Origin of the sequence: Pseudofulvimonas gallinarii (assembly GCF_004343305.1) — a bacterium.
Lineage (GTDB): Bacteria > Pseudomonadota > Gammaproteobacteria > Xanthomonadales > UBA2363 > Pseudofulvimonas > Pseudofulvimonas gallinarii.
On record NZ_SMAF01000003.1, the window covers coordinates 166,358 to 192,895 of the forward strand.

The 26,538-nt window shown below is 66.2% G+C and carries 22 protein-coding genes; 20 read left to right on the top strand and 2 right to left on the bottom strand.

Going from position 1 to position 26,538, the window contains the following annotated elements; translation table 11 throughout:
* Window position 1 precedes the first annotated feature (1 nt).
* From EDC25_RS03625 to EDC25_RS03700, 16 genes are all read left to right on the top strand, one after another.
* Window positions 2-895, top strand: coding sequence for a type II secretion system minor pseudopilin (locus EDC25_RS03625; RefSeq protein ID WP_132577238.1), 894 nt, complete (start codon window positions 2-4; stop codon window positions 893-895).
* A complete protein-coding gene (locus tag EDC25_RS03630) occupies window positions 895-2,112 on the top strand; it encodes a PilN domain-containing protein (protein WP_123522634.1) in 1,218 nt (405 codons plus the stop codon). The genes EDC25_RS03625 and EDC25_RS03630 overlap by 1 nt, the downstream gene beginning before the upstream one ends.
* Window positions 2,087-2,737: a type II secretion system protein GspM gene (gspM, locus tag EDC25_RS03635; protein WP_132577239.1), complete on the top strand. Its 651-nt coding sequence runs from the start codon at window positions 2,087-2,089 to the stop codon at window positions 2,735-2,737. The genes EDC25_RS03630 and gspM overlap by 26 nt, the downstream gene beginning before the upstream one ends.
* Window positions 2,734-3,453 (top strand): hypothetical protein, encoded by a 720-nt coding sequence (locus tag EDC25_RS03640; protein ID WP_132577240.1) that lies wholly within the window; start codon window positions 2,734-2,736, stop codon window positions 3,451-3,453. Before gspM ends, EDC25_RS03640 begins: the two co-directional genes overlap by 4 nt.
* A gap of 5 nt (window positions 3,454-3,458) precedes the next feature.
* Complete coding sequence (gene gspD, locus EDC25_RS03645) at window positions 3,459-5,795, top strand: type II secretion system secretin GspD (RefSeq protein ID WP_132577241.1); 2,337 nt, start codon at window positions 3,459-3,461, stop codon at window positions 5,793-5,795.
* A 113-nt stretch (window positions 5,796-5,908) separates the two neighbouring features.
* On the top strand, window positions 5,909-6,352 hold the full coding sequence (locus EDC25_RS03650) for a hypothetical protein (RefSeq protein ID WP_123522418.1): 444 nt from the start codon (window positions 5,909-5,911) through the stop codon (window positions 6,350-6,352).
* Between the two features lie 151 nt (window positions 6,353-6,503).
* Window positions 6,504-8,063: a hypothetical protein gene (locus EDC25_RS03655; protein ID WP_123522419.1), complete on the top strand. Its 1,560-nt coding sequence runs from the start codon at window positions 6,504-6,506 to the stop codon at window positions 8,061-8,063.
* A gap of 188 nt (window positions 8,064-8,251) precedes the next feature.
* On the top strand, window positions 8,252-9,325 hold the full coding sequence (locus tag EDC25_RS03660; protein ID WP_132577242.1) for a hypothetical protein: 1,074 nt from the start codon (window positions 8,252-8,254) through the stop codon (window positions 9,323-9,325).
* 13 nt (window positions 9,326-9,338) lie between these two features.
* Complete coding sequence (locus tag EDC25_RS03665) at window positions 9,339-10,379, top strand: hypothetical protein (protein WP_132577243.1); 1,041 nt, start codon at window positions 9,339-9,341, stop codon at window positions 10,377-10,379.
* 337 nt (window positions 10,380-10,716) lie between these two features.
* Window positions 10,717-11,622, top strand: a complete 906-nt coding sequence (locus EDC25_RS03670) for a peptidylprolyl isomerase (protein WP_164484077.1) — start codon at window positions 10,717-10,719, stop codon at window positions 11,620-11,622.
* A 509-nt stretch (window positions 11,623-12,131) separates the two neighbouring features.
* Complete coding sequence (locus tag EDC25_RS03675) at window positions 12,132-12,914, top strand: ABC transporter permease (RefSeq protein ID WP_165910872.1); 783 nt, start codon at window positions 12,132-12,134, stop codon at window positions 12,912-12,914.
* On the top strand, window positions 12,911-14,089 hold the full coding sequence (locus EDC25_RS03680) for an ABC transporter ATP-binding protein (RefSeq protein WP_240639669.1): 1,179 nt from the start codon (window positions 12,911-12,913) through the stop codon (window positions 14,087-14,089). Before EDC25_RS03675 ends, EDC25_RS03680 begins: the two co-directional genes overlap by 4 nt.
* Window positions 14,082-14,936: a glycosyltransferase family 2 protein gene (locus tag EDC25_RS03685; protein ID WP_123522422.1), complete on the top strand. Its 855-nt coding sequence runs from the start codon at window positions 14,082-14,084 to the stop codon at window positions 14,934-14,936. Before EDC25_RS03680 ends, EDC25_RS03685 begins: the two co-directional genes overlap by 8 nt.
* A gap of 7 nt (window positions 14,937-14,943) precedes the next feature.
* A complete protein-coding gene (locus tag EDC25_RS03690; RefSeq protein ID WP_123522423.1) occupies window positions 14,944-15,810 on the top strand; it encodes a class I SAM-dependent methyltransferase in 867 nt (288 codons plus the stop codon).
* A gap of 15 nt (window positions 15,811-15,825) precedes the next feature.
* Window positions 15,826-17,688 carry a hypothetical protein gene (locus EDC25_RS03695; protein WP_123522424.1) on the top strand — a complete coding sequence of 621 codons (1,863 nt, stop codon included), beginning with the start codon at window positions 15,826-15,828 and terminating at the stop codon, window positions 17,686-17,688.
* Between the two features lie 39 nt (window positions 17,689-17,727).
* Window positions 17,728-18,681, top strand: a complete 954-nt coding sequence (locus tag EDC25_RS03700) for a glycosyltransferase family 2 protein (RefSeq protein WP_164484079.1) — start codon at window positions 17,728-17,730, stop codon at window positions 18,679-18,681.
* Between the two features lie 233 nt (window positions 18,682-18,914).
* Here EDC25_RS03700 and ettA read toward each other — a convergent pair whose 3' ends face one another.
* Window positions 18,915-20,576, bottom strand: a complete 1,662-nt coding sequence (ettA, locus tag EDC25_RS03705; protein ID WP_123522426.1) for an energy-dependent translational throttle protein EttA — start codon at window positions 20,574-20,576, stop codon at window positions 18,915-18,917.
* Window positions 20,577-20,656: 80 nt separating this feature from the next.
* Window positions 20,657-22,258, bottom strand: a complete 1,602-nt coding sequence (locus EDC25_RS03710) for an O-linked N-acetylglucosamine transferase, SPINDLY family protein (protein ID WP_123522427.1) — start codon at window positions 22,256-22,258, stop codon at window positions 20,657-20,659.
* A 72-nt stretch (window positions 22,259-22,330) separates the two neighbouring features.
* Here EDC25_RS03710 and glyA point away from each other — a divergent pair, with 72 nt between their 5' ends.
* The 4 genes from glyA to EDC25_RS03730 are packed head-to-tail and all read left to right on the top strand — an operon-like array spanning window position 22,331 to window position 25,894.
* Window positions 22,331-23,599, top strand: a complete 1,269-nt coding sequence (glyA, locus tag EDC25_RS03715; RefSeq protein ID WP_123522428.1) for a serine hydroxymethyltransferase — start codon at window positions 22,331-22,333, stop codon at window positions 23,597-23,599.
* 25 nt (window positions 23,600-23,624) lie between these two features.
* A complete protein-coding gene (gene nrdR, locus EDC25_RS03720; RefSeq protein WP_123522429.1) occupies window positions 23,625-24,164 on the top strand; it encodes a transcriptional regulator NrdR in 540 nt (179 codons plus the stop codon).
* Window positions 24,161-25,282 carry a bifunctional diaminohydroxyphosphoribosylaminopyrimidine deaminase/5-amino-6-(5-phosphoribosylamino)uracil reductase RibD gene (ribD, locus tag EDC25_RS03725; RefSeq protein WP_240639670.1) on the top strand — a complete coding sequence of 374 codons (1,122 nt, stop codon included), beginning with the start codon at window positions 24,161-24,163 and terminating at the stop codon, window positions 25,280-25,282. Before nrdR ends, ribD begins: the two co-directional genes overlap by 4 nt.
* 6 nt (window positions 25,283-25,288) lie before the next feature.
* Window positions 25,289-25,894, top strand: coding sequence for a riboflavin synthase (locus EDC25_RS03730; RefSeq protein WP_123522431.1), 606 nt, complete (start codon window positions 25,289-25,291; stop codon window positions 25,892-25,894).
* Window positions 25,895-26,538 lie beyond the last annotated feature (644 nt).

A 26,538-nucleotide genomic window follows, 5' to 3' on the forward strand; every position in this document is an offset into this window, starting at 1 on the left:
CATGACGCACCAGCGCGGCGCCGCGCTGCTGTTCGTCGTCTGGGCCACCGCGTTGCTGGCGCTGGTGATCGGCGGCTATTCGCTGATCGCGCATACCGAATACATGCAGGCGCGCAACCTGTTCGACACCACGCGTGCGCGCTATCTCGCCGAGGCCGGCCTGCATCGCACCATCCTGGAAATGCGGCTGCCGGATCCGACCATCCGCTGGATCGCCGATGGCCGTCCGTATGTGTTCCAGCTGGACGAGGCCGAGGTCGAAGTCCAGATCACCGACGAGAGCGGCAAGCTGGACCTGAATGTCGCCGATGAGAGGACGCTGGTGAATTTCCTCAAGGGCAAGGGCCAGGAGGAAGAGCAGGCGGTGGCGCTGGCACAGGCGATCATCGACTGGCGCGACCCGGACGACCAGCCGCAGCCCTTCGGTGCCGAAGACGGCGACTACCGCTCCGCCGGCTATCCCTACGGCGCCAAGGATGCCTATTTCGACACCGTTGCCGAGCTGCAGCAGGTGATGGGCATGGACTACGAGCTGTTCAGGAAACTTGAGCCGGCCGTGACGGTCTACGCCGGACGCAATCAACCGAACGCCGCCTACGCCAATGCCGATGCCCTGCTGGCCCTGCCCGGAATGACCCCCGAATCCGCCGCCGAATTCGTCGAACAGCGCCGCAGCCTGCCCCTGGGTGATCCCTCGATGGCCGGCCTGCTGACCCTGCCCGACGGTACCCCGGTGATGGCGGGCGGCGGCGGTTTCACCTACAGTGTGCGGTCCAAGGCCACGCTGCCCAATGGCGCGACCGGGCTGCTGGAGGCCACGATCCGCATCGGCGGTGCCGCGGCGAACGGCCGTCCGTTCGTCATCCTGCGCTGGCGCGACAACGAAAACGCCTGATGCCCCTGTTCGACTCACTCAAACCCGTCGTGGCCCAATGGACGGCCCGTTACCGACGCTCGGCGATCCCGGCCTTCCTGGCCTGGTGGAAGGCCGAACTCGTCGGTTGCCTGCCGCCGAAATGGCAGGTCTGGTTCCAGGATCGGCGCGAAACCTGGTTCGCCGTGCTCGACGACGGGCAGTTGCGCTTCCAGAAGGAAGGGCAGGCCGAACCTTTCGCACGCTTCGAGCTGGGCGGGCAGCCGGATGACATCGTCCGCGCCGACGTCAATCGCCTGCTGGGCGCCGGGCCCAGCCCGGAACGCCGGCTGCTGCTGGCGGCGCCGTCCACCGCGGTGCTGAGGCGCAGCCTGCAGTTCCCGGTCGCGGTCGAGCCCAACCTGCGCCAGGTGCTGGCCTTCGAGATGGACCGGCAAACGCCGTTCAAGGCGGACCAGGTGCACTTCGATTTCCAGGTCGAGCCGCTGCCGGGTGGCAAGCAGATCCGCGTGGACATGGCGCTGGCGCCGAAGCCGGCGCTTGATGCCGTAGTGGAACGCAGCCGCGCCCTGGGCCTGGCGCTCGACGGCATCGATCTGACCGGCGGCGGTGCGGCGCCCGTGCGCCAGGGCTTCAACCTGCTGCCCGAATCGCAGCGCGCGCGCCATCGTGATCCGCAGAGACGCCTCAACCTCATTCTCGCCGCCAGTGCGGTGCTGCTGCTGGTGATGGTCATGCACCAGTCGGTCGCCAACCGCGCGCAGGCGCTGGAAGGCCTGCGCGCCCAGGTGGAGGAGGCGCGAACCGAGGCGCGCGCCGTCGTCGCCCTGCGCAACCAGCTTGAAAACGCCGTCAACGGCGCCGGCTACCTGGCGGCCCGCAAGGGCACGGTCGCCTCGGTGTTCCGCGTCCTCGGCGACCTCAGCGGCCGCCTGCCCGACGACACCTGGCTGGAACGTCTGACCTTCCGCGACGGCAACCTCGAGGTTGCCGGCCAGAGTTCCGAATCGACCAAGCTGATCGCGCTGCTGCAGGATTCCAAGGTGCTGGTCAACCCGGCCTTCATGGGCCAGATCTCTCCTGACGCGCGCACCCAGAAGGAGCGTTTCACCCTGGGCGCGCGCTACCAGCTGCGCCCCGGGGCCGATCTGCCGCCGGAACCGGCGCCGGCCGCGCCGGAGAAGCCCGCCGACGACGACAAGGAGACCGCCAATGCGGATGCTGCCGCCGCCGGGTGAGGGCCGCCTGCTGGCGCTGGTCCTGTTCGCGATCGCGATGATCGCGGGCTACTTCCTGCTCGTGCACTGGTGGTTCGTCGCGCCCCACGCCGAGATGGCGGGCGAGATCAGCCAGCTCAAGGAACAGGAAGCGACCTTCCGCGCCGCGATCGCCAGCCGTCAGCAGATCGAGGAGCGACTGCGCGAAGTCTCGGCCTTCGAATCGGGCAGTCCTTCCTTCCTGCCGGAAGCCGATTTCGATTCCGCGGCGGCGGCGCTGTTCTCGCGGCTGAAGGCGCTGGTCGCCGAAAAGGCGGAAGTGGTGGAGCGTTGCCAGGTCGCCAGCCACAATCCCAAGCGCACCAGCATCGCCGATGAACTGTACGAGCGCGTCACCATCTCGGTGCACCTGCGCTGCGACATCGACGACTTCGGCGAAGTGCTGCACGCGCTGGAAAGCAGCAAGCCGCTGCTGTTTGTCGACGAACTCAACATCCATCGCCAGCAGGAAGGCCGCCGTGCCGGACGCACCTTCCCGGCACGGCCGCAGACCGGCGTCGAGCCAGGTGCCTACCGCCTGGACATCCGCTTCGACCTGTACGGCTATCTGCGCCGACCGGGCCCGGGCGCCGGGAGGTCGACATGACGCGGACGCAGGCGCAACAGATGACCCGCGTGCTGATGGTCGCCGTCGCACTGCTGGGCGCGCTTTACCTGCTGCTGTTGGCGGGCTTCGGTCGCGGCGTGCCGGGCGTGGGCGCCGGCGAGATCGAGCCGATCCCGGCCCTGCAGCTGAGCGAGGCGCAGGTCGAACTGCCCGGCCTGGATGTCTTCGACGACATCGTCAATCGGCCACTGTTCGCCGATGACCGTCGTCCGCACGCCAAGGAGACGGCGCAGGAGCCCGAAGCACCCGTCGAAGCGCCGCCGGCGGTCGCGTTGAACGTCGCACTCACCGGCATCATCCATACGCCCGGCACGCGCGTGGTGCTGGTGCGCGACAACATGACCGGACGTTCGCTCAACCTGACCGAGAACATGCCCTTGCCGGGCGAGCAGGGTGCCTGGATCGTCAAGTCGATCGAACCGCGCCGCGTCGTCTTCCAGGAAAGCGGCAGCGACAACGAAACCGTGCTGGAACTGGCCATTGGCGCCGCACCCAGCAATCCGGCGCCGGCGCCGCGGGCCGCGGCGGCGCCTGCGGCGTCGAACGCACGTGGCGCGCCGCCGCAGCCCAGCGCCGGTACACCCCAGACCGCAGATGCGGAGGATGAGGTGGCGCGTCGCGCCGCCGAGATCCGTCGCCGAATCGAAGAGCGCCGCGCGCAGTTGCGCCGCGAAGCCGAGAGCCAGAAACGATGACCGCAATGAATCCCCACCGTCTCCCATCCGGCCTGGCCGCGCTGCTGGCACTGGTGACCTTCCTGGCCGGCTGCGCCACGCAGCAGGCCAAGCCGGTGCCGCCGCCGTCACAGGACTGGAACCAGCCGCGGCGTGCCCTTTCGTATGCCGGCGGCAGCGAACAGGACGCCGCCGAATCGCGCGCCGCCGAGTTCGACGACGGCGGCATCCGCCTGGACGGCGAAGAGGGCGGCGCCGGCGACGACGAGGACATGATCCGCGAGGAGGTCATCCAGATCGGCACCTCCGACCTGTTCAACCGCCAGGCCGCCAGTCGCTCGCTGCCGGTGCCGCCTGCGGACGGTGAGGTCAGCTTCAACTTCCAGGAGCAGCCGATCCAGGCGGTGGTGCAGGCCATCATCGGCGAGATCTACAACGAGAACTACATCATCGCCCCGGGCGTCGCCGGCAACGTCACCTACGTGACCCAGAAGCCGATCCGCGCCGAACAGGCGATGGGCGTCCTCGAATACCTGCTCGCCCTCAACAACGCCAGCATCGTCTTCAAGGACGGGCGCTACGAGGTCCTGCCGGTGGCTGCGGCGGTGCCCGGCAACCTGTCGCCGCGCATGGGGCCGATCCCCACCGGCCGCGGCTACCAGGTGCAGATCGTGCCGCTGCGCTACATCTCGCCGTCGGAAATGCAGCGCCTGCTGGCGCCGTTCGCGCGCCCGACCGCCGTCGTCAGCGCCGACAACTCGCGCGGCATCCTGGTGCTGGCCGGCACGCGCGAGGAATTGCAGAACTACTTGCGCACCATCGAGATCTTCGACGTCGACTGGCTGAAGGGCATGTCGATCGCGTTCTATCCGCTGGAGAACGTCGAAGTCGGCGAAGTGATGCCGGAGCTGGAGAAGCTGTTCACCGATCCGAACAGCTCGCCTCTGGCCGGCATGTTCCGCTTCCTGCCGGTGGAGCGCCTGGGCGGCCTGTTCGTCATCACCCAGAATCCCGAATACCTGGAAGAGGCACGACGCTGGCTGAAGCGACTGGACCGCAACAATGCGTCCATCGCCGGTTCCCAGCTGTACGTGTACAACGTCAAGAACATCAAGGCCGTCGACCTGGCCGATTACCTCGGCGCCATCTTCACCGGCGGCGGCACGCCGTCCGGACCCAGCCAGCGGCGCGCGCCTCGCGCCAATGTCGCGCCGGGCCAGGAAGCGGTCGAGATCAGCAGCACCGGCGCGCCGGCCGAGCCGCGCGCGCAGCGCCGTCGCCAGGGCGCCGAGGGCGGCATCGCCAGCACCGGGGGCGACGACATCAGCTTCACCGCCGTCGAAGAGAACAACCAGCTGCTGATCCGCGCCACGCCCCTGCAGTACCAGGCGGTGCAGGCGGCAATCCGCAAGCTCGACATCCAGCCGCTGCAGGTCCATGTGGAAATGCAGATCATCGAGGTCAACCTCACCGACGACTTCGAGTTCGGCGTGCAGTGGTTCCTGGAAGGCCTGCTGGGCCAGGGCCTGGATACGAATCCGGAAGTCGGCTGGCACCAGCCGGGCAACCGCCAGCGCTGGGGCTTCGGCGGTGGCTTGGGCGCGCCCGCGCCTTCGGCCAGCAGCAATTTCTTCTACCGCCTGACCGGCGCCGAGCTGGATGTGGCCGTCAGTGCGTTGCAGAAGGAGGCGGAGATCCGCATCCTCTCGGCGCCCTCGCTGACCGTGCTCAACAACCAGGAAGCCAACATCAATATCGGCGACCAGATCCCGGTGGTCACCACCTACCTGAGCGGCATCAGCGGCGGTGGCATCGGCGGTGGGAATCCCTACAACACCAGCTCGGTGCAGTTCCGCGACACCGGCGTGATCCTCTCGGTGACCCCGCGCGTGAATCCGGGTGGCCTGGTCTATCTGGAGCTGTCCCAGGAAGTCAGCAAGCGCGGCCAGCTGGACGTCAATTCGGGCAACTACGCCATCAACAAGCGCACCGTCGAGACCCAGGTGGCGGTGCAGAGCGGCGAGACGGTCCTGCTGGGTGGCTTCATTTCGGAAGACAACACGCGTGACGATTCCGGCGTGCCGGGCGTCAGCCGGATACCGATCATGGGCAAGCTGTTCGGCAAGACGGTACGGTCGGCGAAGCGGACGGAACTGGTCGTGCTGATCACCCCGCGCGTCATCCAGACGGTCATCGACGCCCGCGACCTGACCCGCGAATACCAGGAGAACTTCCGCCAGCTGCGGCCGCTCGACCTGCGCACCGGACAGCCGACCGGGGTCGACATCGAGCGCCTGCAGCGCGAGGTGAAGACCGGAACCGTGGGCCGCGATCCCGATCCGGAGCAGGACGGTGGTTTCTGACGACACCGCCAGTCGGCCGCCGGGTGTCCGGGCAGTCGGGAACTCGTCGGCCGGCGGGCAGTCACAGCGCCACACATTATCCGCCGCACGGCCGCAGCGCCGGGCGGCCTGTCATGAACCAGGAGAACCCCGCAATGACCGCTAATTTCCGCTGGGCCGGGCTCGGCCTCACCCTCATCCTGGCCGCCTGCGCCAGCGGCCCCGGCGCCGGCAAGGTCGATGCCAGCCCCGAGGCGACCATCGAGCGGCGCGCCGTCGAGCGCTGGAACCTGTTGATTGACAACAATTTTCATGCAGCCTACGACTACCTGAGCCCAGGCTACAGGTCGACCCGGACGGTGGCAGCTTATGCGGCGGGCGCGAAGCCGCCGATCATGACATACACATCGGCCCAATGGCTGGGGGTGACGTGCGACACGGAAGATAGCTGCCTCGCGCGCCTGCTGCTGCAATACACCATCCAGATGCCAGGCGCCGGTGAGGCGCCCGCCATCACGGAGATGAAGGAGCGCTGGCTTCGGTTGGGGGGGCAGTGGTACTATCTGCCGGAGCGCTGAAATCGGCCGGGCCGGGCTCTTGCATTGTCGCGGAGCTTTGTCCTATCCTTGCGGCGCTGTTGCCTTTGTCGGGCTCTCGTAGGGGTAATCGCCGAGAGTCGGCCGGCAAGGCCAAGCAAAAAAGCCCTGTGGTTCATTAGGAGTGTCTGTGATGAAAAAGAATGGTTTGACGAGCGCCGTCATTGCCGGTATCGCCGGTGTGGCGGGCTTCGGCAGCATTGCCGATGCCGTTAACCTGAACCCGGATGGTCTGGGTCAGGTCCTGATCTATCCGTACTACACCACCCAGTCGGGCAACGACACGCTGATCTCGGTGGTCAACACCTCCGATGTGGCGAAGGCTGTCAAGGTGCGTTTCCTGGAAGGCCGGAACAGCCGCGAAGTCCTCGACTTCCATCTGTATCTGTCCCGCTTCGATGTCTGGACTGCTGGCATCTTCTCCATTCCGGAGGGTGCGCTGGGTTACCCGGGCGCCGGTGTCTACACCCGTGACCGTTCCTGCACCGTGCCGGATATCGTCACGGCCACGCCCGATGGCGACATGATCGGCCAGATCGGCGATGTCACCTACGCCACGTTCGTGAATTACGCCTATGCTCACCTCGACCATTCGGCCGCGGCGGCGGATCTGCTGAGCAGTGTGGAGCGTACCCGTGAAGGCTATATCGAGATGATCGAAATGGCCAACATCATCGGTGCCGGCGCCACGTGGGTCACCCACGGCGCGACGGGTGTGCCGACGAACTGCGCCGCTGCGCGGGCCGCCTGGGACACGGGTGGTTGGCCGCCGGCTCTTCAGGAGAACCCGACGGGTCAGGGTGAGCTGTTCGGCAACGCCATGATCGTCAATGCCGCTCGCGGCACGGTGGTCGGCTATGCCGCCGATGCGATCGAGGGTTTCAATTACTCGGCCGACCTGCACCAGGCGCCGGGTAACGTCGAGCCGAACCTCAACGACGTGAACGATCTTGGCATGGCGTTCCAGGCCACCGCCAATGTGTTCGAGTTCGGCAGGCTGATCAGCGCGACCTATGACCTCACCACCGGCGTTGGTTTCCCGAAGGTGGACGCGATTTCGGCGCTGTACGCTACCCCGCACGTGATCAACGAGTACTATCTGGACGGTAACGAGACGATCCAGGGTACGAGTGAATGGGTCGTCACCTTCCCGACGAAGCGTTTCTATGTCGATGACAATCCTTTCGTCGATGCGTCTGGAAACACCCAGCCCTCGTATAGCCCCAACGCTCCGATCGCGCCGTTCGCGAATACGTTCTGGAACAACGGTGCTTGCGAAAGTGTTCAGATCACTGTCTATGACCGTGAAGAGCGCACCGAGCGTCGCAACAACTTCTCGCCGCCGCGCCCGGGTGGTTCCGCTCTGTGCTGGGAAGCCCAGGTCGTGACCTTCAACCAGTCTGGCGACAGCTCCAATATTCTGGGCTCCACCTACTTCCAGAATATTGCGACCCCGTTCTCGGCTGGCTGGGCTCGCATCTCCTTCGGTAACTCGTCGGCGACGGTTCCGCGTATGCGTGCTGCCCGTGACGGTGAAGTGTTCCGTGGTCTGCCGGTCACCGGTTTCTTTGTCGCCAACTACGACAATGGTGTGAACGACAGCGGCGTTCTGGCCAACTACACCTCGTTGTTCCGTCACCGCACCATGCGTGACTGTGTGGATGAAGACACCGGCCAGGCAACCTGCTCCTGATTCATCAGGGTGGTTTATGAGCCAAGGCTCTCCCTCTGGTTGTAGAGAGGGGCGCTGTGCCAAGAGACCAGCCGCCAGAAATGGTGGCTGGTCTTGTCGTTCTGGAAGCCGCCTGCCCGCCGGTATCGGTTTTTGCATGGGTGGCTGGAGATCTTGAAAAACCCATTGTTTGCTTGGAGTGATTTGTTGTGAATGACCAATCGATAGTTCGTCTTGGGGCTCTCGCCACGTGGGGGCTCGGCGCTTTCGTGGGCATGGGCTGCGTTGTTCAGGATCTGCACGCGACGGTGCCTGTTCATTGCGCGCCCGGATCGGCCTCCGTTCCCAGTGCGGGATTCGTCATCGATGCCAATGGCGCGATTACCTTCATGGAATCAGGGATTTCCTGTGGAACCGGGGGTGGGGGTACGCTGCCTCAGCAATTGGATATCCAGGGCTTTGCCGTTGATCCGCAGCCGGCAGTGGCCGGCGGCCCGGCCGTAGATGTGATTGGCCAGTTTCAGAATATTGCGGCCGGCGATCAGTGCGTGCTCAGGCTCTATCAGCCCGGCGCGAATACAGATCTCGATAATGCCGCACACCAGACTATCCCACTCAATCCCCCGCCGGCATCGGGTGCGTTGTCGTCCTTGACATTTCCTTCGGGTTCGCTTGCCGGTCAATGGAATGTCAAGTTGAGCTGTTCCCGAACTGTATCGGGGCAGGGGATTGTTCTGCACAACTTCCCCAAGCTTACGTCGGTATTAGTCAATTCCTCGACAGTGCCGACGGGCTGCGACAACCTGCCTGCCGGCTTTACATCCGCGGGCGTCTCTGAGCACTCCGCGCCATACTCAGGCGCCCAATCGGGCGGTTTCGGTATCGAGCCTGGTCAGGGGCGTCAACCTTGGTTCTCGTTGGGCAGTCAGAATTCGACGGCGAGCGGTGCTTTGGTCGTTGGTGTCCGTTCCTTCAGGTTCGAAGCGCCTCCGGGGGAACGCGCCAGCTACAAGATCGAATCGTCCAATCCCGCCGCCGTGTTTTCCATCAGCTCCCAGTGCGGCCGTTTCGATCTCCCGCTCAACTGTTTGGGTATAGCGGGCGGCCCTGTGAAGTGGACGACCGTTTCCTCGGATCCACAGGGTCTTTGCCACCTGGTGCCGGGTCAGACCTATTACGTCAATTACGCGTATCTGAATATCGGCCCGTATCTCAATAACGGCACGGTTTCATCTAGCTGTACCGGGTTGTGTCATGGCGGCGTGCTGATCGACCCCGAGTAGAATGGAGATCCTCATGAATATGAAAACCAGCCTACTGGCGGTAGTCGGCGTATGCGCGTCGATTGGTGGTGTTTGTCCTTCCTTTGCCGTTGAAGCCGATCTTTACGATCGGCTTCATGGCGGATTCTCGGGTTTGCAGGTGGAGCTGACGTCCAGGGATCAGTTTGGTGCTGTTTCCTATCGTCGTTTCGACGACGGCTTGTTTGTTCTGTCGGCTAGATCCAGGGGCGCGGTTCTATGTGCCGCCGATTCCGGAAGTGCGATCGGTCCGCGTCTAGTCGTTGATCCCAATGGCCCCAGGGGACAGTACTCCGGGGTGCCTCTGGGTAATTTCTACTATTCTGAATGGATGGATTCGGGTCGGGCGCCCTTGTCCTACGGGGTGGAACAGCTGCTGTTTGTTGGCGCCAACTACAATATCGACCCGACCGACCAGACCTATCGCCTCGGCGTAAACAGTGTTCAGGGTTTCTGTGTGGCGGGATTGGAGCAGGTTCCGCCGCCTAGCGAAGAGCCAACGTGTATCGTGCATTCGCATGATGGCGTACACGATGTGGTTCATCGCGGCAGCTTCGAGGCGGGTGAGCTCAAGGTGACAACGGCACTGGTGGCCAGTGATCCACCTTCCGGTGTGATGCCTGGACTGTTGCGTTATCGTCATACGCTTTCCGCGCAGGGTGGCGCGGTGGACGGCATCCGGTTTCGCGAACAGTTTCCGCACTATTTCGGCTCGCCATCCGATTTTCGTGATGCTTTGGCGCTCGATTCGTACTGGACCTGTCAGCCGGGGGGGGCCGTGGATGGAGGCGTGGGGCGGGGGTATTGTAGTGTGATCAGCGGCAGGGGATACATTTCAGCAGATAATCTGGCTCTGGAAGATCAGGGATGCGTGGTTCTGGAGGTGACGCGCGAGTGGACGCATGCTGCCGAAAAAAGTCCTGAATCGTTTTCCGGCACCATTCATTCAGCCGCATTCCATTCCGGCGAATCGTCAGGCAATGGTTTGCCGGGAGTTGAAAGGTCGCTGCTCCGGTTCGTGCCGGAATCACCCTGATGTCAATGGCCGGCAGACCTTCTTGGTCGGCCGGATTGCCTGGTACGGTGAGTTGGGAACTTATTCTGCCGCCATCGGTCTTTTCAGCGCCGGCCTGAATGGTGTCCTGTCGGGTTTTATTCCGACGTCGAGCGCCACTACGAACTGACCATCGCCTGCTAGGCATTGATCGTCAGTAGGCAGGGTCGAGCTCGGTTCGAGCAACACGTGGATATATTGATGTCGCCGTATCTGATGCCTGGCGATGGCGTATATTGCCACCGACACAAGCAGGCATGGGGGATCGTTCGGGTCGGGCGGCTCAAGTGTCGTCAACAGTCAATCTTGGAGTGTATCGATGAAACGCTGGTGTACTGTCGTTCTGGCCCTTGTCAACGCGATCTCGGCGCAAGCTCTGGCGCAGCCGCTCGTCTGGCGCGGCGATACCGTCATTACGCTTGAGGAATTGGATGCGCGTCTCAATCGTTTGCCTGATGGGGAACGCGCAACCTACACGCGCGACACGTCCAATATAGCCCGCTTGCTCGATCAGCTGCTGGTCAATCGTGCTCTTGCCGAGGAGGCGCGCGAACTGGGGTTGGACAAGGATCCGGAGGTCCAAAAGGATATTCAGTTTGCTGTCGAGGAGCTGTTGGCGATTCATCGTCTCAATTTGTTGTTGAGGGACGACGCAATGCCTGATTTCGGGGCGTTGGCCGAGGAGCAGTTCCTGGCTGATTCTGGAAAATGGGACTCTCCCGAGTCACTCGCCGTACAGCACGTGTTGATTCGAGTCGGGGAGCGACTGGACGACGATGCTGCTGAAATTGCCCGGGAGGTGCTTGACAAGGCACGATCGGGAACGAATTTCGACAAGCTGGTCGAGCAGTATTCGGATGATCCGAGCAAGTTGGAGAACAAGGGTCGGTTCGTTATCGTCGATGACACCAGATTTGATCCGGCATTCGTTGCTGGCGCGCGCGCGTTGGTGAACGATGGCGATGTGGGTGAGCCGGTTCGGTCTGCTTACGGCTATCACATCATCAAGCTTATCAGGCGTTCGGAAGCGCGCAAGGCGCAGTTTTCCGACGTTCGCTCGTCCATCGAGCGTGACCTGAGGAATCAGTATCGGGAAAATGCGCGCAAGGATTATCTGCGGATGTTGCGGTCACGCATGGGCGCCGAGGAGGGTAACGAGGAGTTGCTCATGAGCTTGCCTGTCCGCTATGGGGGGCGACCCGAGATCGAGCAGGGTGTTCGTTAGCGTTCGTTAGGTTTTCGACGCGCGTTTGGCGTTTGTTGCAGCGAAGGGTGTCATCACCATGTACAACTGGCGGAGTGATTTCGAGTCGCGATGAAACCTTGCAAGGGCCGAAGGGAGGCGGTGCTACGTGTTCAGCATCGTTGCCTGGAAACCTTGGTGTTGGCGCGGAACCTCATCTGTCAGGATGGTCGGTGTGGCGTCGCATCGCGCTCGCGCGCTAGGAGCCTGCGCGGCAGAAATGTTCGAGGCGAAAAGTCGCTGGCGCGAGGACAGATTTTCGGGGATTCGCCGCCGCATAGCACCGCTATGGGGCAAGAAGCACCGGAAATATGGGCCGCGTCCGGCGACTTTGCAGCCCGGACGGCTTCTGCCGCGCAGGCTCCTAGGAGTTGTCTGTCGTTGACGCCGTTGTGTTGGCGATGGTCGTTTGCAATTTCGTTGTGGCCGGGGTCGGCGGGTTTGCTTCGGGTACTGTTTGGTCTTGTCCGTGGTGGGGCGAATTGGCGAGCATGACAACGCCAAAAAAGCGCTTGGTAGGCGAGCTGGTCAGGCGCGAACTGCGCCAGCGCTATCTCGGCAGCCTGTCCGGCGGCGCCTGGGCGCTGCTGCAACCGTTGGCGCAACTGGCGATCTACGGCTACGTGTTCGGGCGAATCTTCTCCGCCCGTCTGCCGCAGCAGGAATTCGGTGAGCTGGCGTTTCTGGCGTTCCTGGCGATTGGCCTGTGGCCGTGGAATGCGTTCGCCGAGAGCCTTTCGCGCGCCTGCACCACCATCACCGACAACGCCGGCTTGCTGGGCAAGGTTGCCATCCCGCGTTTCCTGCTGGTGCTGGCGCCTGTCGCGGCCGCATTCATGTTGCAGGTGGCCGGTTTTGCGGCCGTACTGCTGGTCCTGTACCTGGGCGGTTGGTTCGAACCACGCTGGCAGGCGCTGCTGACGCTGCCGTTGTTCGTGTTGCTGGCGCTGTTTACGCTGGGGTTGGCCTGGCTGTTCTCGGCGCTGACCGTGTTCGTGCGCGATATCGCCCATGGCCTGCCGCAGGCCCTGCTGCTGATGTTCTTCCTGACGCCGGTGCTGTATCCGCGTAGCCTGGTGCCGGAAACGCTGCTGCCGCTGGCCGACGCCAATCCGCTGGCGCTCTTCGTTGGTCTGTTCCGGCAATCGGTGCTGGGCGTGGGTAGTTACGGACCCGGCGACTGGCTGCTCGCGGTGGTGCTGACACTCGCCTCGCTGGCCGCGGGCTACTTGGTGTTCCAGCGCCTGGCGCCACATTTCGAGGATTTCCAGTGAGTACGGTGCTGGTCAGCGCCCAGGGTATCGGCAAACACTACCCGCTGGTCAGCCGTCGCGATGCCCGCATGCGCGCACTGGGACGCCTGCTGTTCACCCGTCGTGCGCCCGATGGTGTCGATGTGCTCAAGCCGCTGGACCTGGAAATCCGTCGCGGCGAGTCCTTCGGCATCGTCGGCGAGAACGGCGCCGGCAAGTCGACATTGCTCAAGCTGGTCACCGGCGTGCTCACGCCCAGCGTCGGCTCGATCCAGGTGAATGGCAGCATCGGCGCGCTGCTGGAGCTGGGTGCCGGCTTCCACCCGGAGTTCAGCGGTCGCGACAACCTGCGCATGGCGGCGGCGCTGGCCGGCCTGGATGCACGTGCCGTCGGCGACTGGTTGCCGCAGATCATCGAGTTCGCCGACATCGGCCAGTACATCGACGAGCCGATCAAGCACTACTCCAGCGGCATGGTGGTTCGCCTGGGTTTTGCCGTGGTCGCCGCGCTCAAGCCGGATCTGCTGATTACCGACGAGGTGCTGGCCGTCGGTGACGAGTCCTTCCAGAAAAAGTGCATCGCCTGGATCGAGGAATACCTCGCCGGTGGCGGCACCTTGATGCTGGTCTCGCACGGCATGTACCACGTGCAGAAGCTGTGCCGGCAGGCGCTGTGGCTGCGGCAGGGCGAAGTTGCGGCGCGCGGCGACGTCTTCGAGGTGACTCAGGCCTACCTGGCCTACCATGAGCGGCGGCAGCGCCAGCAGGACGACAGCACGGCGGCGCAAAGCGACAGTCCCTACCGCATCGTCCACTACAGCATTGACGGCGCCGAAGACTGCCAGCACATCGTGCTCGACGAACGGCGGCACATCGACATCGACGTCGAGATGGAAGCGCGCGACAACAAGGCGCCGGTGCTGCTGTTCGGCATCGCCCACGGCAACGGCCTGCCGATCTACGGCGTCAGCAGCGACATGGACCAGGTGCGGCCGCTGGCGCTGTCGGCGCACCGCTACCGGTTCCGCTTCGAACTGGATCTGGGCGCCTTGCTGCCGGGTGAATACCTGCTCAAGCTGCATCCCATGGACAGCCAGGGCCTGCGTCTGTTCGCCACGCACGAAGTGGCGGTGGTGATTCGCGGTGAAACCCGCGAGATGGGCGCGGTCAGGTTGCCGCACCAGTGGCGTGAGTGAGGGCGACCACAGCGCCATGCAGCGATCCTTCGTCGATGTCATAGTGCCGGTCTACAACGCGCCGGCGATGCTGGCCAATTGCCTGGATGCGCTGGTCGACCGCCTGCCGCTGTACGCCCGTCTGCATCTGATCGACGATGCTTCGCCCGATCCGGCAGTGCAGCAGTTGCTGTCCACACACGTGCTCGCCTCACGCCGCGCGGTCACGCTGCGGCGGAACGCGGAGAACCTCGGTTTCGTGGCGACCGTCAACGCCGCCATGGCCGCCTGCGATGGCGATGTGGTTCTGCTCAATACCGACACCGTGGTGACGCACGGCTGGCTGGACCGCATCGTCACCTGTGCCGGCAGCGATCCGCGTATCGCCAGCATCACCCCGTTCTCCAACAACGCCGAGATCTGTTCGCTGCCCGACTTCTGTCGCGCCAATCCGGTGCCGGCCGATCCCGAAGCCCTGGCGCGTGCGGCGCTCGCCGCCGGGCCGCCGACCTATCCGGAATTGCCGACCGCTGTCGGCTTCTGCATGTTCCTGCGCCGCGCCGCCCTGGACGCGATCGGCCTGTTCGACGCGCAGACCTTCGGCCGCGGTTATGGCGAGGAGAACGACTGGTGCCTGCGTGCCAGCGCGCATGGCTGGCGGCATGTGCTCTGCGACGATGCCTATGTCGTGCATGTGGGCGGCGCGTCGTTTGCCGGCACCGGCCACCGTCCCGGTGGCGAACAGCTGGCCCGGCTGCTGGCGCGCTATCCGCATTACAATGACCTGATTGCCACCTTCATCGACGCCGACCCGCTGGCCGGGCGTCGTCGCGCCGTCCTGGCGCAGCTGCACCCGCCGCCTAGCTGAGCTGCCAATGAGCGACCCTTCCGCCATCGCCGGGCAACCGGTCCTGCCCTTTACCGGCGAACGCTTCACCCCTGAATGCGTGCGCGAGATCTGGTACGAGCACTGGCACCGCTATGCCTTTGCGCGCACGCTGTGCAGCGGCAAGCGCGTGCTCGATGCCGCCTGCGGCGAAGGCTACGGCAGCGCCATGCTCGCGCCGCTGGCATCGCAGGTCATCGGCGTCGATGTCGACGCGGCCACCATCGCCCACGCGCAAGCGAAGTACCGTGACCTGGCGAACCTGCGCTTCCGGCACGGCAGCGTCAGTGCCCTGGATCTGGATGACGCTTCGGTCGATGTCATCGTTTCCTTCGAGACCATCGAACACCTGGCCGAACAGGAGGCGATGCTGGCGGAGTTCCGCCGCGTGCTCGCCGCCGATGGCCTGCTGGTGATCTCCTCGCCGGACCGAGAGACCTACAACGCCGATGGCGCCGCGCCCAACCCGTACCACGTCCGCGAGCTGAGCCGCGGCGAGTTCGAGACGCTGTTGCGCAGCCGTTTCCCGGCGCTGGCGCTGTATGGCCAGAAACTGGCCTTCCACTCCACGCTCTGGCGGCTGCCGCACGGCGATGGTTCGGCGCAGACCCTGCTGCTGGCCGAGGACGGGGCGCTGGCGACGGCGCATGAGGCGCCGGTGTATTATGTCGCCGTCTGCGCCCGCGACGGCGCACTGCTTCCCGCTCTTCCCGGCTTGTCTGTGTTTTCCGACCGCCAGGCTTCGGTCTACGGTCACTACCACAGCGAAATCCGCCGGATGATCCACGCCGACCACCGCATCATCGAACTTGAACGCGAAGTGGCGGCGCTACGTGCGGCACTCGACCGCAGCTGACCGGTTCTGATCGTCATGGAATTCAACATCGACTACGGCAGCATCGCCGTTCCGCAACCACAGGCCGCCGCGCCGGCAAAACCGGCCGGTCCGATGTTCGCATCGATGGATGGAAGGGTGGCCTCGCTGTCCAACAGCGAGTGCATCTTCCAGGCCCGCGATGGTGGCGAGCTGCACGTGATGACGCACCAGGTGCTGCAGGCGCTGGACCAGTGCCGCGAGTTCCGCACCCTGGACGAACATGTCGCCCGCGTCGCCAGCGTCATTCCCGGTCTGGCCGGGCAGGGCGAGGCGGTGCGCCGTGTCCTGGGTGGACTGATCGAGCGCGGCGTGATGCGCTCCGACCAGCAGTTCCTCGATGGCCTGGTCGCCAGTGGCTCGCGCGCCTCGTTGCCGCTGCGGGCGCTGGTCATCCGCGCCTGTGACCGGCCGGCGCAGGTCAGGGCCCTGCTCGACAGCCTGCAGGCGCACCAGGCGCGCTTCGATCGTCGCGACAGCGTGCTGCTGGTCGACGACTCGCGCAATGCCGACAACCAGCGCCAACACCAGCAGTTGCTGGCACAGCATGGCGCCGCCACCGGCGCGCCGGTGCGCTGGATCGGCCCGGCGCAGGCTCGTGCGGTGTCCGAACGCCTGGCCAAAGCGCGACCCGACGCCGCCGCGGTGTTGCCCGGCCTGTTGCAGCAGGACGCGACGCACTCGGGTTTCGGTGGCGGTCGTGGCTACAACCTGGCCTTGCTGCTCACCGCTGGCGGCGCCCTCAGCCTGATCGACGATGACTACCTGCTGCCATTCCATCGCGCCAGCGTCGCCCGCGACGGCATCGAGCCGATGCCCTGGACACCGTTCTCCGCCCGCTTCCACAACAACGGAGAAGCGGCGCTGGGCAGTGGCGAGTTGCTGGTCGAAGACGGCCTGGCGATGCAGCACGAGCTGCTGGGTTCGCCGCTGGCCGCCGTGCTCGGCGACCCCTCCGGCCGCTACCGCCTGCAGCGCGAACAGTTGCGCGGCCACAGCCTGGCGCGGCTGTCGCACCTGCGCGCCGACGCCCGCATCATCGCCACCTTCACCGGCAGCCGCGGCGCCTCGTTCACCAGCGACAGTGCCTGGCTCTACCAGTTGCCGGCCGATTCAAGGAACGACTTCTGGGCCGATCGCGACCGTTACCTGCGCAATATCGAGGCCGATGCCGTCGAGTTCGCTCCGGCACGTCTGGTTGCGCGGGAGTTCGGCCTGTTCACGCCGTTCATGCTCGACAACAGCCAGCTGCTGCCGTGCACATCGGTGCAGGGGCGCGGCGAGGACGGCCTGTTCGGCGTGGTCGGCAACTACATGCATCCAGCCTCGCTGAGCCTGCATCTGCCGATCACCATCGGTCATCGCCAGGAGGCCGCGCGCGGCCGTTTCGAGCGCGCCACGCAGGCCTTGACGCCCGGGTTCAACCGCTTCCTGCGCGACTGGGTGCGCAACCAGGCGGTGCCGGCACGTGCCGGCGATCCGGCGGCGCGGCTGGAGTTGCTAGCGGCGCAGATGGAAGACCTTGCGCGCGCCAGTGTCGCCCACCGCGTCGAGGTTCTCGACGAATACCTGCGCTACGTACGTGCCGACCTGATCGAACAGCTGCAACAGCAGTTGCTCGCCGAGCCGAAGGCGCCGGTGTACTGGGCGGCCGACGTGCGCCGCATCGTCGAAGCCAACGGCCGAGCGCTGCTTGCCGGCGGTGCGCCGCGCCTGGACGAATGGCCGCAGGACATCGATGCCGCCGGCTGCGCACAACGCCTGGCCGAACGCTGCCAGGCACTCGCCGATGCCTACCGGCACTGGCCGGCGCTATGGCAGACGGCTGCGGAGATGGGTGACACGCTGCTCCCGGCCTGAGCCGTGCAGTCCGCGCGCGCCACAACCGCTGCAACGCCAGTGCCGCAGTCCGGCGCCGCCACCGATACGCGCAGCGACCATCCGCCGCTCACCACCGCTGTCGTTGTCAGCCACTGTTCGGCGGCGACCATAGAAGCCTGCCTGCGTGCAGCCTTGTCGAGCACCGCACCGGTCGAAGTCGTGGTGGTCGACAACGCCTCCGATGACGCCACGCGCCTGCTGCTGGCCGAGCAGCAACGCGCCGAGCCGTTCCTGACAGTACAACTCAACGACGACAACCGCGGCTTCGCCAGCGCCTGCAACCAGGGCGCGGCGCTGGCCCGCGGTGATGCGTTGCTGTTCCTCAATCCCGATGCCTTCGTCGAGGCCGACACGGTGCGGCGTCTGCGCACGCTGCTGTCGGCGCACCCGGATGTCGGGCTGCTCGGCTGTTCGGTGCTTGATGAAGGCGGCCGGCCGCACGGCCCGCAGCGGCGTCGCGAGCCGACCTGGCGACGCAGCCTGATGAGCCTGTGTGGCCTGTCGCGGCTGGAAAACCGCTGGCGGGCACTGGCTGGTGTCGAGGTGCGCACGCCGCTGCCCGACACGGAACTGGTCGATGTCGACGCGGTGAACGGTGCGCTGATGCTGCTGCCACGCCCGGTGTTCGAGCAGATCGGCGGCTTCGACGAGGCCTTCCGCCTGCACGCCGAAGATCTCGACCTGTGCCGGCGCATCCGCGATGCCGGCCTGCGCGTCGCCATGGCGCCCGCGATCCCTGTCACCCACGTTGGCGGCGTCTCCAGCCGCCGCCGACGCTTCCAGGTCGAATGGTGGAAAACCCGCTCGCTGTGGCGTTACTTCCGCAAGCACGATCCCGCCGCCGGCCGCCGCGGCATCGCCGCCGTCATCGCCCTCGGCCTCGCCCTGCGTCTCGCCCTGAAACTACCGCGGCAGCTCCTGCCAGGCCGTAGCCCGGGCAAGCGAAGCGCACCCGGGAAAAAAAACCGTTAAGCAAGCGTGGACCCGGGCGAGCGCAGCGCACCCGGGATGGATTCACGTGCCGCCGCAAACACAAGCATCGCGGCACCTCTCCCCGGGTGCGGCCTGCGGCCTTACCCGGGCTACAAGAGCACCGTACCTTCACGGAAAAATGTAGCCCGGGTAAGCGAAGCGCACCCGGGGAAAAGAACCCGTAAAGCGGGACTCTCCCCGAGTCCCGAGTCCCGAGTCCCGGGTCCCGGCCCTCAAGCCAGCTTCTTGAACCGGATCCGCCGCGGCTGCTCCGCGTCGGCACCGAGGCGACGCTTCTTGTCGGCCTCGTATTCCTGGTAGTTGCCCTGGAAGAACTCGACGTGCGAGTCGCCTTCGAAGGCGAGGATGTGCGTGGCGATGCGGTCCAGGAACCAGCGGTCATGCGAGATCACCAGCGCGCAGCCCGGGAACTCCAGCAGGGCGTCTTCCAGTGCGCGCAGCGTCTCGATGTCCAGGTCGTTCGACGGCTCGTCGAGCAGCAGCACGTTGCCGCCCTGCAGCAGCGTCTTCGCCAGGTGCAGGCGACCGCGCTCGCCACCGGACAGCGTGCCGACCAGCTTCTGCTGGTCCTGGCCCTTGAAGTTGAAGCGGCCGATGTAGGCGCGCGACTGGATCTCCACGCCGTTGATGTTGAGGATGTCCGAGCCGCCCGACACTTCCTGCCAGACGTTGTTCTTGCCTTCCAGCGCGCCACGGCTCTGGTCCACGTAGGCCAGGTTAACCGTCGGGCCGATCTTCACTTCGCCCTTGTCCGGCTGTTCCTGGCCGGTGATCATCCGGAACAGCGTCGACTTGCCGGCGCCGTTCGGACCGATGATGCCGACGATCGCGCCCGGCGGAATCTTGAAGCTCAGGTCGTCGATCAGCAGGCGGTCACCGAAGGCCTTGCTGACGTTGACGAACTCGATCACGTTGTCGCCCAGGCGCTCGCCGGGCGGAATGTAGATCTCGTTGGTTTCGTTGCGACGCTGGTACTCGACCGAGTTCAGCTCCTCGAAGCGGGCCAGGCGGGCCTTGCCCTTGGACTGGCGGCCCTTGGCGGCCTGGCGCACCCACTCCAGTTCGCGGGCGATCGCCTTCTGCCGCGCCTTTTCCTGGTTCTCTTCCTGCTTCAGGCGCGCATCCTTCTGCGCCAGCCACTCGGAATAGTTGCCCTTCCAGGGAATGCCGCGGCCGCGGTCGAGCTCGAGGATCCACTCGGCGGCGTTGTCCAGGAAGTAGCGGTCATGGGTGACGGCCACCACGGTGCCCGGGAAGCGGGTCAGGAACTGCTCCAGCCACTCCACCGATTCGGCGTCCAGGTGGTTGGTCGGTTCGTCCAGCAGCAGCATGTCCGGCTTGGACAGCAGCAGGCGACACAGCGCGACGCGGCGCTTCTCGCCGCCGGACAGGTTGCCGACCTTCGCGTCCCAGGGCGGCAGGCGCAGGGCGTCGGCGGCGATTTCCAGCTGCTGCTCCATCATGTGCGCGTCGCCGCTGGCGAGGATGGCTTCCAGGCGGGCCTGCTCGGCGGCCAGCTTGTCGAAATCGGCGTCCGGCTCGGCATAGGCGGCATAGACCTGGTCCAGCGCGGCCTGCGCGTTGAGGATTTCGCCCAGGCCTTCCTCGACGGCTTCACGCACGGTCTTTTCCGGGTCCAGCTGCGGTTCCTGTTCGAGGTAGCCGATCTTGATGTCCGGTTGTGGCCGCGCCTCGCCCTGGTAGTCCTTGTCGACGCCGGCCATGATCCGCAGCACGGTGGACTTGCCGGCGCCGTTCAGGCCCAGCAGGCCGATCTTCGCGCCGGGGTAAAAGCTCAGCGAGATGTCCTTGATGATCTCGCGCCTGGGGGGAACGGTCTTGCTCACCCCGATCATGGTGTAGATGTATTGCATGGTGGCTCTCGGACAGGCGGAGGCGGCGCCAGGCGGGCGCCAGTCGAAACACGAAGGCCGCGTATTATTGCAGGGAACGGCTACGCCGGCACGGAATGGTCTTGAGGCGGCTGGCAGTTGGCGAGGAACTGCGACAGCGCCGCGATCACCGCCTGCCTGTCGTGTCCGCCGTCGCCATGGTCGAGCAGGTGCTGGCCGATCCGTTCCCGCAATGCCGGTTGCGTGGCCAGGGCGACGGCGGTGGTGACATAGCCGTCCACGTCGTTCGCGACCAGTTCGGGCAGGCCGGCGTGGCGTAACAGGCAGGCGGTCTGCCGGGTGCGCATGGTCTGGCCGGTCAGTGTGACGGTGGGAATGCCGCGCCGGAGCAGGTCGATGGCGCTCATGCCGCCGGACCAGCCGATGGCGTCGAGATTGACCGCGCAACCGTCGGCCAGCGCCAGAAATTCGGCGAGCGGTCGGTAACCATGCAGCACCACGCGGGTGTCCGGATCCACGCCGTGCTCCAGCAGGCGCGGCCGCATGCGTGCCAGCAGCCACTGGCGCACGCTTTCGTCCTGATGCGGGATCAGGTGCAGGCGCGTGCCCGGCACCTGCGCCAGGATGCGGGCGAACACCTCGTCCTGTTCGGGCATCAGCTTGTAGATGCTTTGCGCGCACAGCAGGTCGGTCGCCTCGCGCCGGTCGGTCGCCACCGTTTGCGCGCCGGTGTCGATGGGGTCCAGGCCGTGGCCGAAACCGGGCAGGCGGACCAGCCTCTCCGTGTAGTGGTCCTGCGCATTTGCCGGTTCGAATGCGTCCGGGCTGAGTGCGTAGTCGATCGTCGGCAGGCCAGAGGTAACCGGGTGGCCCCACAATGAGCACTGCACCGGTGCCAGGCGCAGTGCCGCCAGTCCCTGGGCGAAGGGGTGCATGCCCAGGTCGAGATAGACGATCACGTCGGGCGCCAGCGTCCGGATCAGCGTTCGCCAGGCGCTGGCATTGCGCGGTCCATGAAACGTCCCCGTCGCCCGGGCGCGTGCGGTCATCGCGTCGTCGTCGCTGCCGAAGTGGGCGATGTGCAGGTCGAACCGTTCACGATCCAGTGCCTCGAACAGCGGCAGGAACAGCCGCGCCACCGTGTGTTGGTACAGGTAGGCCGAGCACACCAGGATGCGGCGGCGTTCGCTGCGCATCGGTCGCGGCGGTTCGCCGGCGTCCAGCACCGCCATCATCCGGTTCAGCAGGCGGCCGTAACGCGCCTGTTCGGCGCGCAGGTCGTCGTCGATGTAGTGGCGGTAGAACGCCGTGCAGGAGCCAACGCAGCCCCAGGCCTGCGCGCGCAAGTGCGGATGGCGGAAGTCCAGCGCCTCGAACGCGGCCAGGCCGGCCGACCAGTATTCACGGTACTGCCGGGCATGTGCTGTGCTCAGCGGTGCCGGCGACAGTGGGTACTGGAAGCGAAGCCAGTGCGCGGCCAGCAACTGGCCATCGCGCTTCAGCGATTCGTTCAACGCCGCATGGCCGCGATCGAAACGGAATGCACTGAACTGCTCGAACCCCAGGTCCAGCCAGGCAACGGCATTGCCGCCAGCCATCGCGCGCATTTCCGCCGCCGTCACCCGTGCCGGGTGCCCGGGCGGCAAGGCGGCACGTGCCTGGTCGTAGCGCTGGCTGGCGGGGGATGGGGTGGCGGCGGTCATCGGCGTCGGCGGGAAGTCCAAGTGCAGTGCAACACGCTATCATGGGCGCTTTCCTCCCGAGGACCTGCCGGCATGTTTTCCAAGGATTGTTCCATTTCCGGATTCGACCCCGAACTGGCTGCTGCGATCGCCGCCGAAGCGCAGCGGCAGGAAGACCACGTCGAGTTGATCGCCTCGGAAAACTACGCCAGTCCCTGCGTGCTCGAGGCGCAGGGCAGCGTGCTGACCAACAAGTACGCCGAGGGCTATCCGGGCAAGCGCTACTACGGCGGCTGCGAGCACGTCGATGTCGCCGAGCGCCTGGCCATCGACCGCGTGAAGGAGCTGTTCACCGCCCACTACGCGAACGTGCAGCCGCACTCGGGCTCGCAGGCCAACCAGGCCGTGTACCTGGCGCTGCTGCAGCCGGGCGACACCATCCTCGGCATGTCGCTGGCGCACGGTGGCCACCTCACGCACGGCGCCAAGGTGAACGTGTCCGGCAAGCTGTTCAATGCCGTGCAGTACGGCGTCAACGATGCCGGCATGATCGACTACGACGAGGTCGAGCGGCTGGCGCTGGAGCACAAGCCGAAGATGGTCGTCGCCGGCTTCTCGGCGTATTCGCAGGTGGTGGACTGGGCGCGCTTCCGCGCCATCGCCGACAAGGTCGGCGCTTACCTGTTCGTGGACATGGCGCATGTCGCCGGCCTGGTGGCCGCCGGGGTCTATCCGAGCCCGCTGCCGCACGCGCATGTCGTGACCTCGACCACGCACAAGACGCTGCGCGGACCGCGCGGCGGCATCATCGTCGCCAGCCGGGCCGGCATGGGCGATGCTGCCGAGGAGATCGAGAAGAAGCTGCAGGGCATCGTCTTCCCTGGCATCCAGGGCGGCCCGCTGATGCATGTCATCGCCGCCAAGGCCGTGGCCTTCAAGGAGGCGCTGGCGCCCGAATTCAAGGCCTACCAGCAGCAGGTCGTGAAGAACGCGCAGGCGATGGCGAAGGTCATCATCGAGCGCGGCTACAAGATCGTTTCCGGTGGCACCCACAACCACCTGATGCTGGTCGACATGATCGGCAAGGGCGTGACCGGCAAGGCCGCGGAGGAAGCACTGGGTCGCGCCCACATCACGGTGAACAAGAACGCGGTGCCGAACGATCCGCAGAAGCCGTTCGTGACCTCCGGCCTGCGCATCGGCACGCCGGCGGTGACCACGCGCGGCTACCGCGAGGCCGACTGCAGCGAGCTGGCGAACTGGCTGTGCGACGTGCTGGATGCGCCCGAAGACGAGGCCGTGATTGCCGCCGTGCGCGAGAAGGTCTCGGCCCAGTGCAAGGCCTTCCCGGTCTACGGCTGAGCGGCGGCGCCGGCACGCAGCGCGGATGCATTGTCCCTTCTGCCAGCATGAAGACACCCGCGTCATCGACTCGCGCCTGAGCGAGGATGGCGCGACGGTGCGCCGTCGCCGCGAATGCCCGGCCTGCAGCGAACGATTCAACACCTTTGAAACCGCCGAGCTGAAGCTGCCGGCGATCGTCAAGCAGGACGGTCGCCGCGAGCAGTTCGACGAGCGCAAGCTGCGCGCCGGCCTGGAGCTGGCGCTGCACAAGCGCCCGGTCGCCACCGACGCGGTGGACGTCGTCGTCGCCAAGATCATCGAGTCCCTGCGCCGCAGCGCCGACCGCGAGATTCCCTCGCGCCGCCTCGGCGACTGGATCATGGAAGCGCTTCGGCCCATCGACCAGGTCGCCTTCGTCCGCTTCGCCTCGGTGTATCGCCGCTTCGAGGACGTGCAGGCCTTCCGCGAGGAAATCGAACGCCTTGAGCGCGAGATCCCGGTGCTGGAAGGCAAGCAGATGACGCTGCTCGACGAACCGGTGCCAGTGGGCGAGGGCACGCGCAGGAAAGGACGCAGCGCATGACGACAGCGGTTCTGTTCACCGCCACCGACCACGCCCACATGGCGCGCGCATTGCGCCTGGCCGAGCGCGGCCTGTACACGACGCGGCCCAATCCCGCCGTCGGCTGCGTGCTGGCGCACGGCGGGGAAACCGTCGGCGAGGGCTGGCACGAGCGTGCCGGCGAAGCGCACGCGGAAGTGCATGCACTGGCCGCCGCGGGCGAGCGTGCGCGCGGCGCAACCGCCTACGTGACACTGGAACCTTGCGCCACGCATGGCCGCACGCCGCCGTGCGTGGACGCGCTGATTGCCGCCGGCGTCGCCCGCGTCGTCGTCGCCTGCGAGGACCGCATGCAGGGCGAGGGCGAAGGCCTGTCGCGCCTGCGTGCCGCCGGCATCCAGGTCGATGTCGGCCTGATGAGCGCCGCCGCGCGCGACCTCAACCGCGGCTTCTTCTCGCGCATCGAACGCGGCCGACCCTGGCTGCGCATCAAGCTCGGCACGACGCTCGATGGCCGCACCGCGCTGGCGGATGGCCGCAGCAAGTGGATCACCGGTGCGGAAGCGCGCGCCGACGTCATGCGCTGGCGGGCGCGCAGCAGCGCGCTGCTCACCGGCAGCGGCACCGTGCGTGCCGACGATCCCTCGCTGACCGTGCGCTGGGAGATTCCTGAAGCTGGCGATGCGCCGCAGCCGGCATTCGTGCCGCCGCTGCGCGTTGTCCTCGACAACGGCCTGGCGACGCCGGCCGGCAGCCGCCTGCTCGACGGCAGCGTGCCGACGCTGTTCATCCACGCGCCCGACGCGCGCAACGCTGCGCATTTCGCGCAGGTGGACCGTGTCGCCGTTGCCGAGAACGACGGCCGCCTCGACCTGCAGGCGGCGATGGCCGAACTGGCGCGCCGCGGCTGCAACGAAGTCCAGGTCGAAACCGGCGCCACGCTGGCCGGCGCCTTCATCGCCGCCGGACTCTGCGACGAACTGCTGCTGTACGTGGCGCCGCGCCTGCTCGGCCACCAGGCGCGCGGACTGGTCAACCTGCCGGCGCTGGCCGCGCTCGACGATGCCGCGCACTGGCACTGGCACGACGTGCGCACCGTCGGCGGCGACCTGCGCCTGCTGCTGCGTCCGCCGGGCTGACCACGCATGTTCACCGGCATCGTCACCGCCGTCGGACGCATCGAATCGACCGTACCGCACGAAGGCGGCGTGCGCCTGCAGGTCGCCAGCGGTGCGCTGGCCGATGCCGGCGATCCATTCCAGCTCGGCGAAAGCATCGCCGTCAGCGGCGTCTGCCTCACCGTCACCGCGATCACCGCGCAGGGATTCCATGCCGATGTGTCCGGTGAGACGCTGCGCCTGACCACGCTGGGCCGGCGCGACGTCGGCGATGGCGTGAACCTCGAGCGCGCGCTGCGCGCCGGTGACCGCCTCGGCGGCCACCTGGTCAGCGGCCATGTCGATGGCATCGGCAGCCTGCGCGCACGGACCGCGGACGGCCTGTCCGAACGCTTCACCTTCGCTGCGCCGCAAGCGCTGCGCCGCTACATCGCCGTCAAGGGCTCGATCACCGTCGATGGCGTCAGCCTGACCGTCAACGCTGTCGACGAAACGGGGTTTTCCGTCAACCTGATCCCGCACACGCTGGCGCAGACCACGCTCGGCGCGCTTCGCGCCGGCGATGCCGTCAATCTGGAAGTGGACAGCATCGCCCGCTACGTCGAGCGCCTGCTGCAGGCCACTCCGGCATGACGGCCGCCTGCCTGTCGCACTCTTCTGCTGCGAACAGCCGCCGCCAGGACTGACCGCAACCCCATCCCCGTCATGCCCGCGAAGGCTGACACCCAGCGCTGCGTCCAGAACTCACCGCAACCCCACCCCGTCATGCCCGCGAAGGCGGGCATCCAGCGCTCCGGCGGGAACCTGTCCGCAGCACGCGGCAACAACCACCCCCGAACCGCAACAATCCCGCCACGACCCTGGACACCGCCTCCGCGGGTATAACGAGCAGTCTGCGCAACCGCCGAACCGCTGCAAAGAAGGACCGCAACCCCCAACCCCGTCATGCCCGCGGAGGCGGGCATCCAGTGATCCGGCGGGAACCTGTCCGCAGCACGCGGCATCGACCACCCGCGAACCGCAACGATCCCCGCCGCGAATCTGGACACCCGCCTTCGCGGGTGTGACGAGCAGGCGTGGCGAGACGGTCTCGCGGCGAATCTGGACACCCGCCTTCGCGGGACGCGCGGGCGTGGCGAGACGGTCCCGCGATGCACCTGGACACCCGCCTCCGCGGGTGTGACGAGCAGTCAGCGCAACCGCCTATCCCCTGCAAAGAAGGACCGCAACCCCCAACCTCGTCATGCCCGCGAAGGCGGGCATCCAGTGATCCGGCA

Excerpts from the sequence above, each read along its gene's own strand:
- EDC25_RS03625 (WP_132577238.1), top strand. The coding sequence starts at position 2 with ATGACGCACCAGCGCGGCGCCGCGCTGCTGTTCGTCGTCTGGGCCACC.
- EDC25_RS03630 (WP_123522634.1), top strand. The coding sequence starts at position 895 with ATGCCCCTGTTCGACTCACTCAAACCCGTCGTGGCCCAATGGACGGCC.
- gspM (WP_132577239.1), top strand. The coding sequence starts at position 2,087 with ATGCGGATGCTGCCGCCGCCGGGTGAGGGCCGCCTGCTGGCGCTGGTC.
- EDC25_RS03640 (WP_132577240.1), top strand. The coding sequence starts at position 2,734 with ATGACGCGGACGCAGGCGCAACAGATGACCCGCGTGCTGATGGTCGCC.
- gspD (WP_132577241.1), top strand. The coding sequence starts at position 3,459 with ATGAATCCCCACCGTCTCCCATCCGGCCTGGCCGCGCTGCTGGCACTG.
- EDC25_RS03650 (WP_123522418.1), top strand. The coding sequence starts at position 5,909 with ATGAACCAGGAGAACCCCGCAATGACCGCTAATTTCCGCTGGGCCGGG.
- EDC25_RS03655 (WP_123522419.1), top strand. The coding sequence starts at position 6,504 with ATGAAAAAGAATGGTTTGACGAGCGCCGTCATTGCCGGTATCGCCGGT.
- EDC25_RS03665 (WP_132577243.1), top strand. The coding sequence starts at position 9,339 with ATGAATATGAAAACCAGCCTACTGGCGGTAGTCGGCGTATGCGCGTCG.
- EDC25_RS03670 (WP_164484077.1), top strand. The coding sequence starts at position 10,717 with ATGAAACGCTGGTGTACTGTCGTTCTGGCCCTTGTCAACGCGATCTCG.
- EDC25_RS03675 (WP_165910872.1), top strand. The coding sequence starts at position 12,132 with ATGACAACGCCAAAAAAGCGCTTGGTAGGCGAGCTGGTCAGGCGCGAA.
- EDC25_RS03690 (WP_123522423.1), top strand. The coding sequence starts at position 14,944 with ATGAGCGACCCTTCCGCCATCGCCGGGCAACCGGTCCTGCCCTTTACC.
- EDC25_RS03695 (WP_123522424.1), top strand. The coding sequence starts at position 15,826 with ATGGAATTCAACATCGACTACGGCAGCATCGCCGTTCCGCAACCACAG.
- ettA (WP_123522426.1), bottom strand. The coding sequence starts at position 20,576 with ATGCAATACATCTACACCATGATCGGGGTGAGCAAGACCGTTCCCCCC.
- EDC25_RS03710 (WP_123522427.1), bottom strand. The coding sequence starts at position 22,258 with ATGACCGCCGCCACCCCATCCCCCGCCAGCCAGCGCTACGACCAGGCA.
- glyA (WP_123522428.1), top strand. The coding sequence starts at position 22,331 with ATGTTTTCCAAGGATTGTTCCATTTCCGGATTCGACCCCGAACTGGCT.
- nrdR (WP_123522429.1), top strand. The coding sequence starts at position 23,625 with ATGCATTGTCCCTTCTGCCAGCATGAAGACACCCGCGTCATCGACTCG.
- ribD (WP_240639670.1), top strand. The coding sequence starts at position 24,161 with ATGACGACAGCGGTTCTGTTCACCGCCACCGACCACGCCCACATGGCG.
- EDC25_RS03730 (WP_123522431.1), top strand. The coding sequence starts at position 25,289 with ATGTTCACCGGCATCGTCACCGCCGTCGGACGCATCGAATCGACCGTA.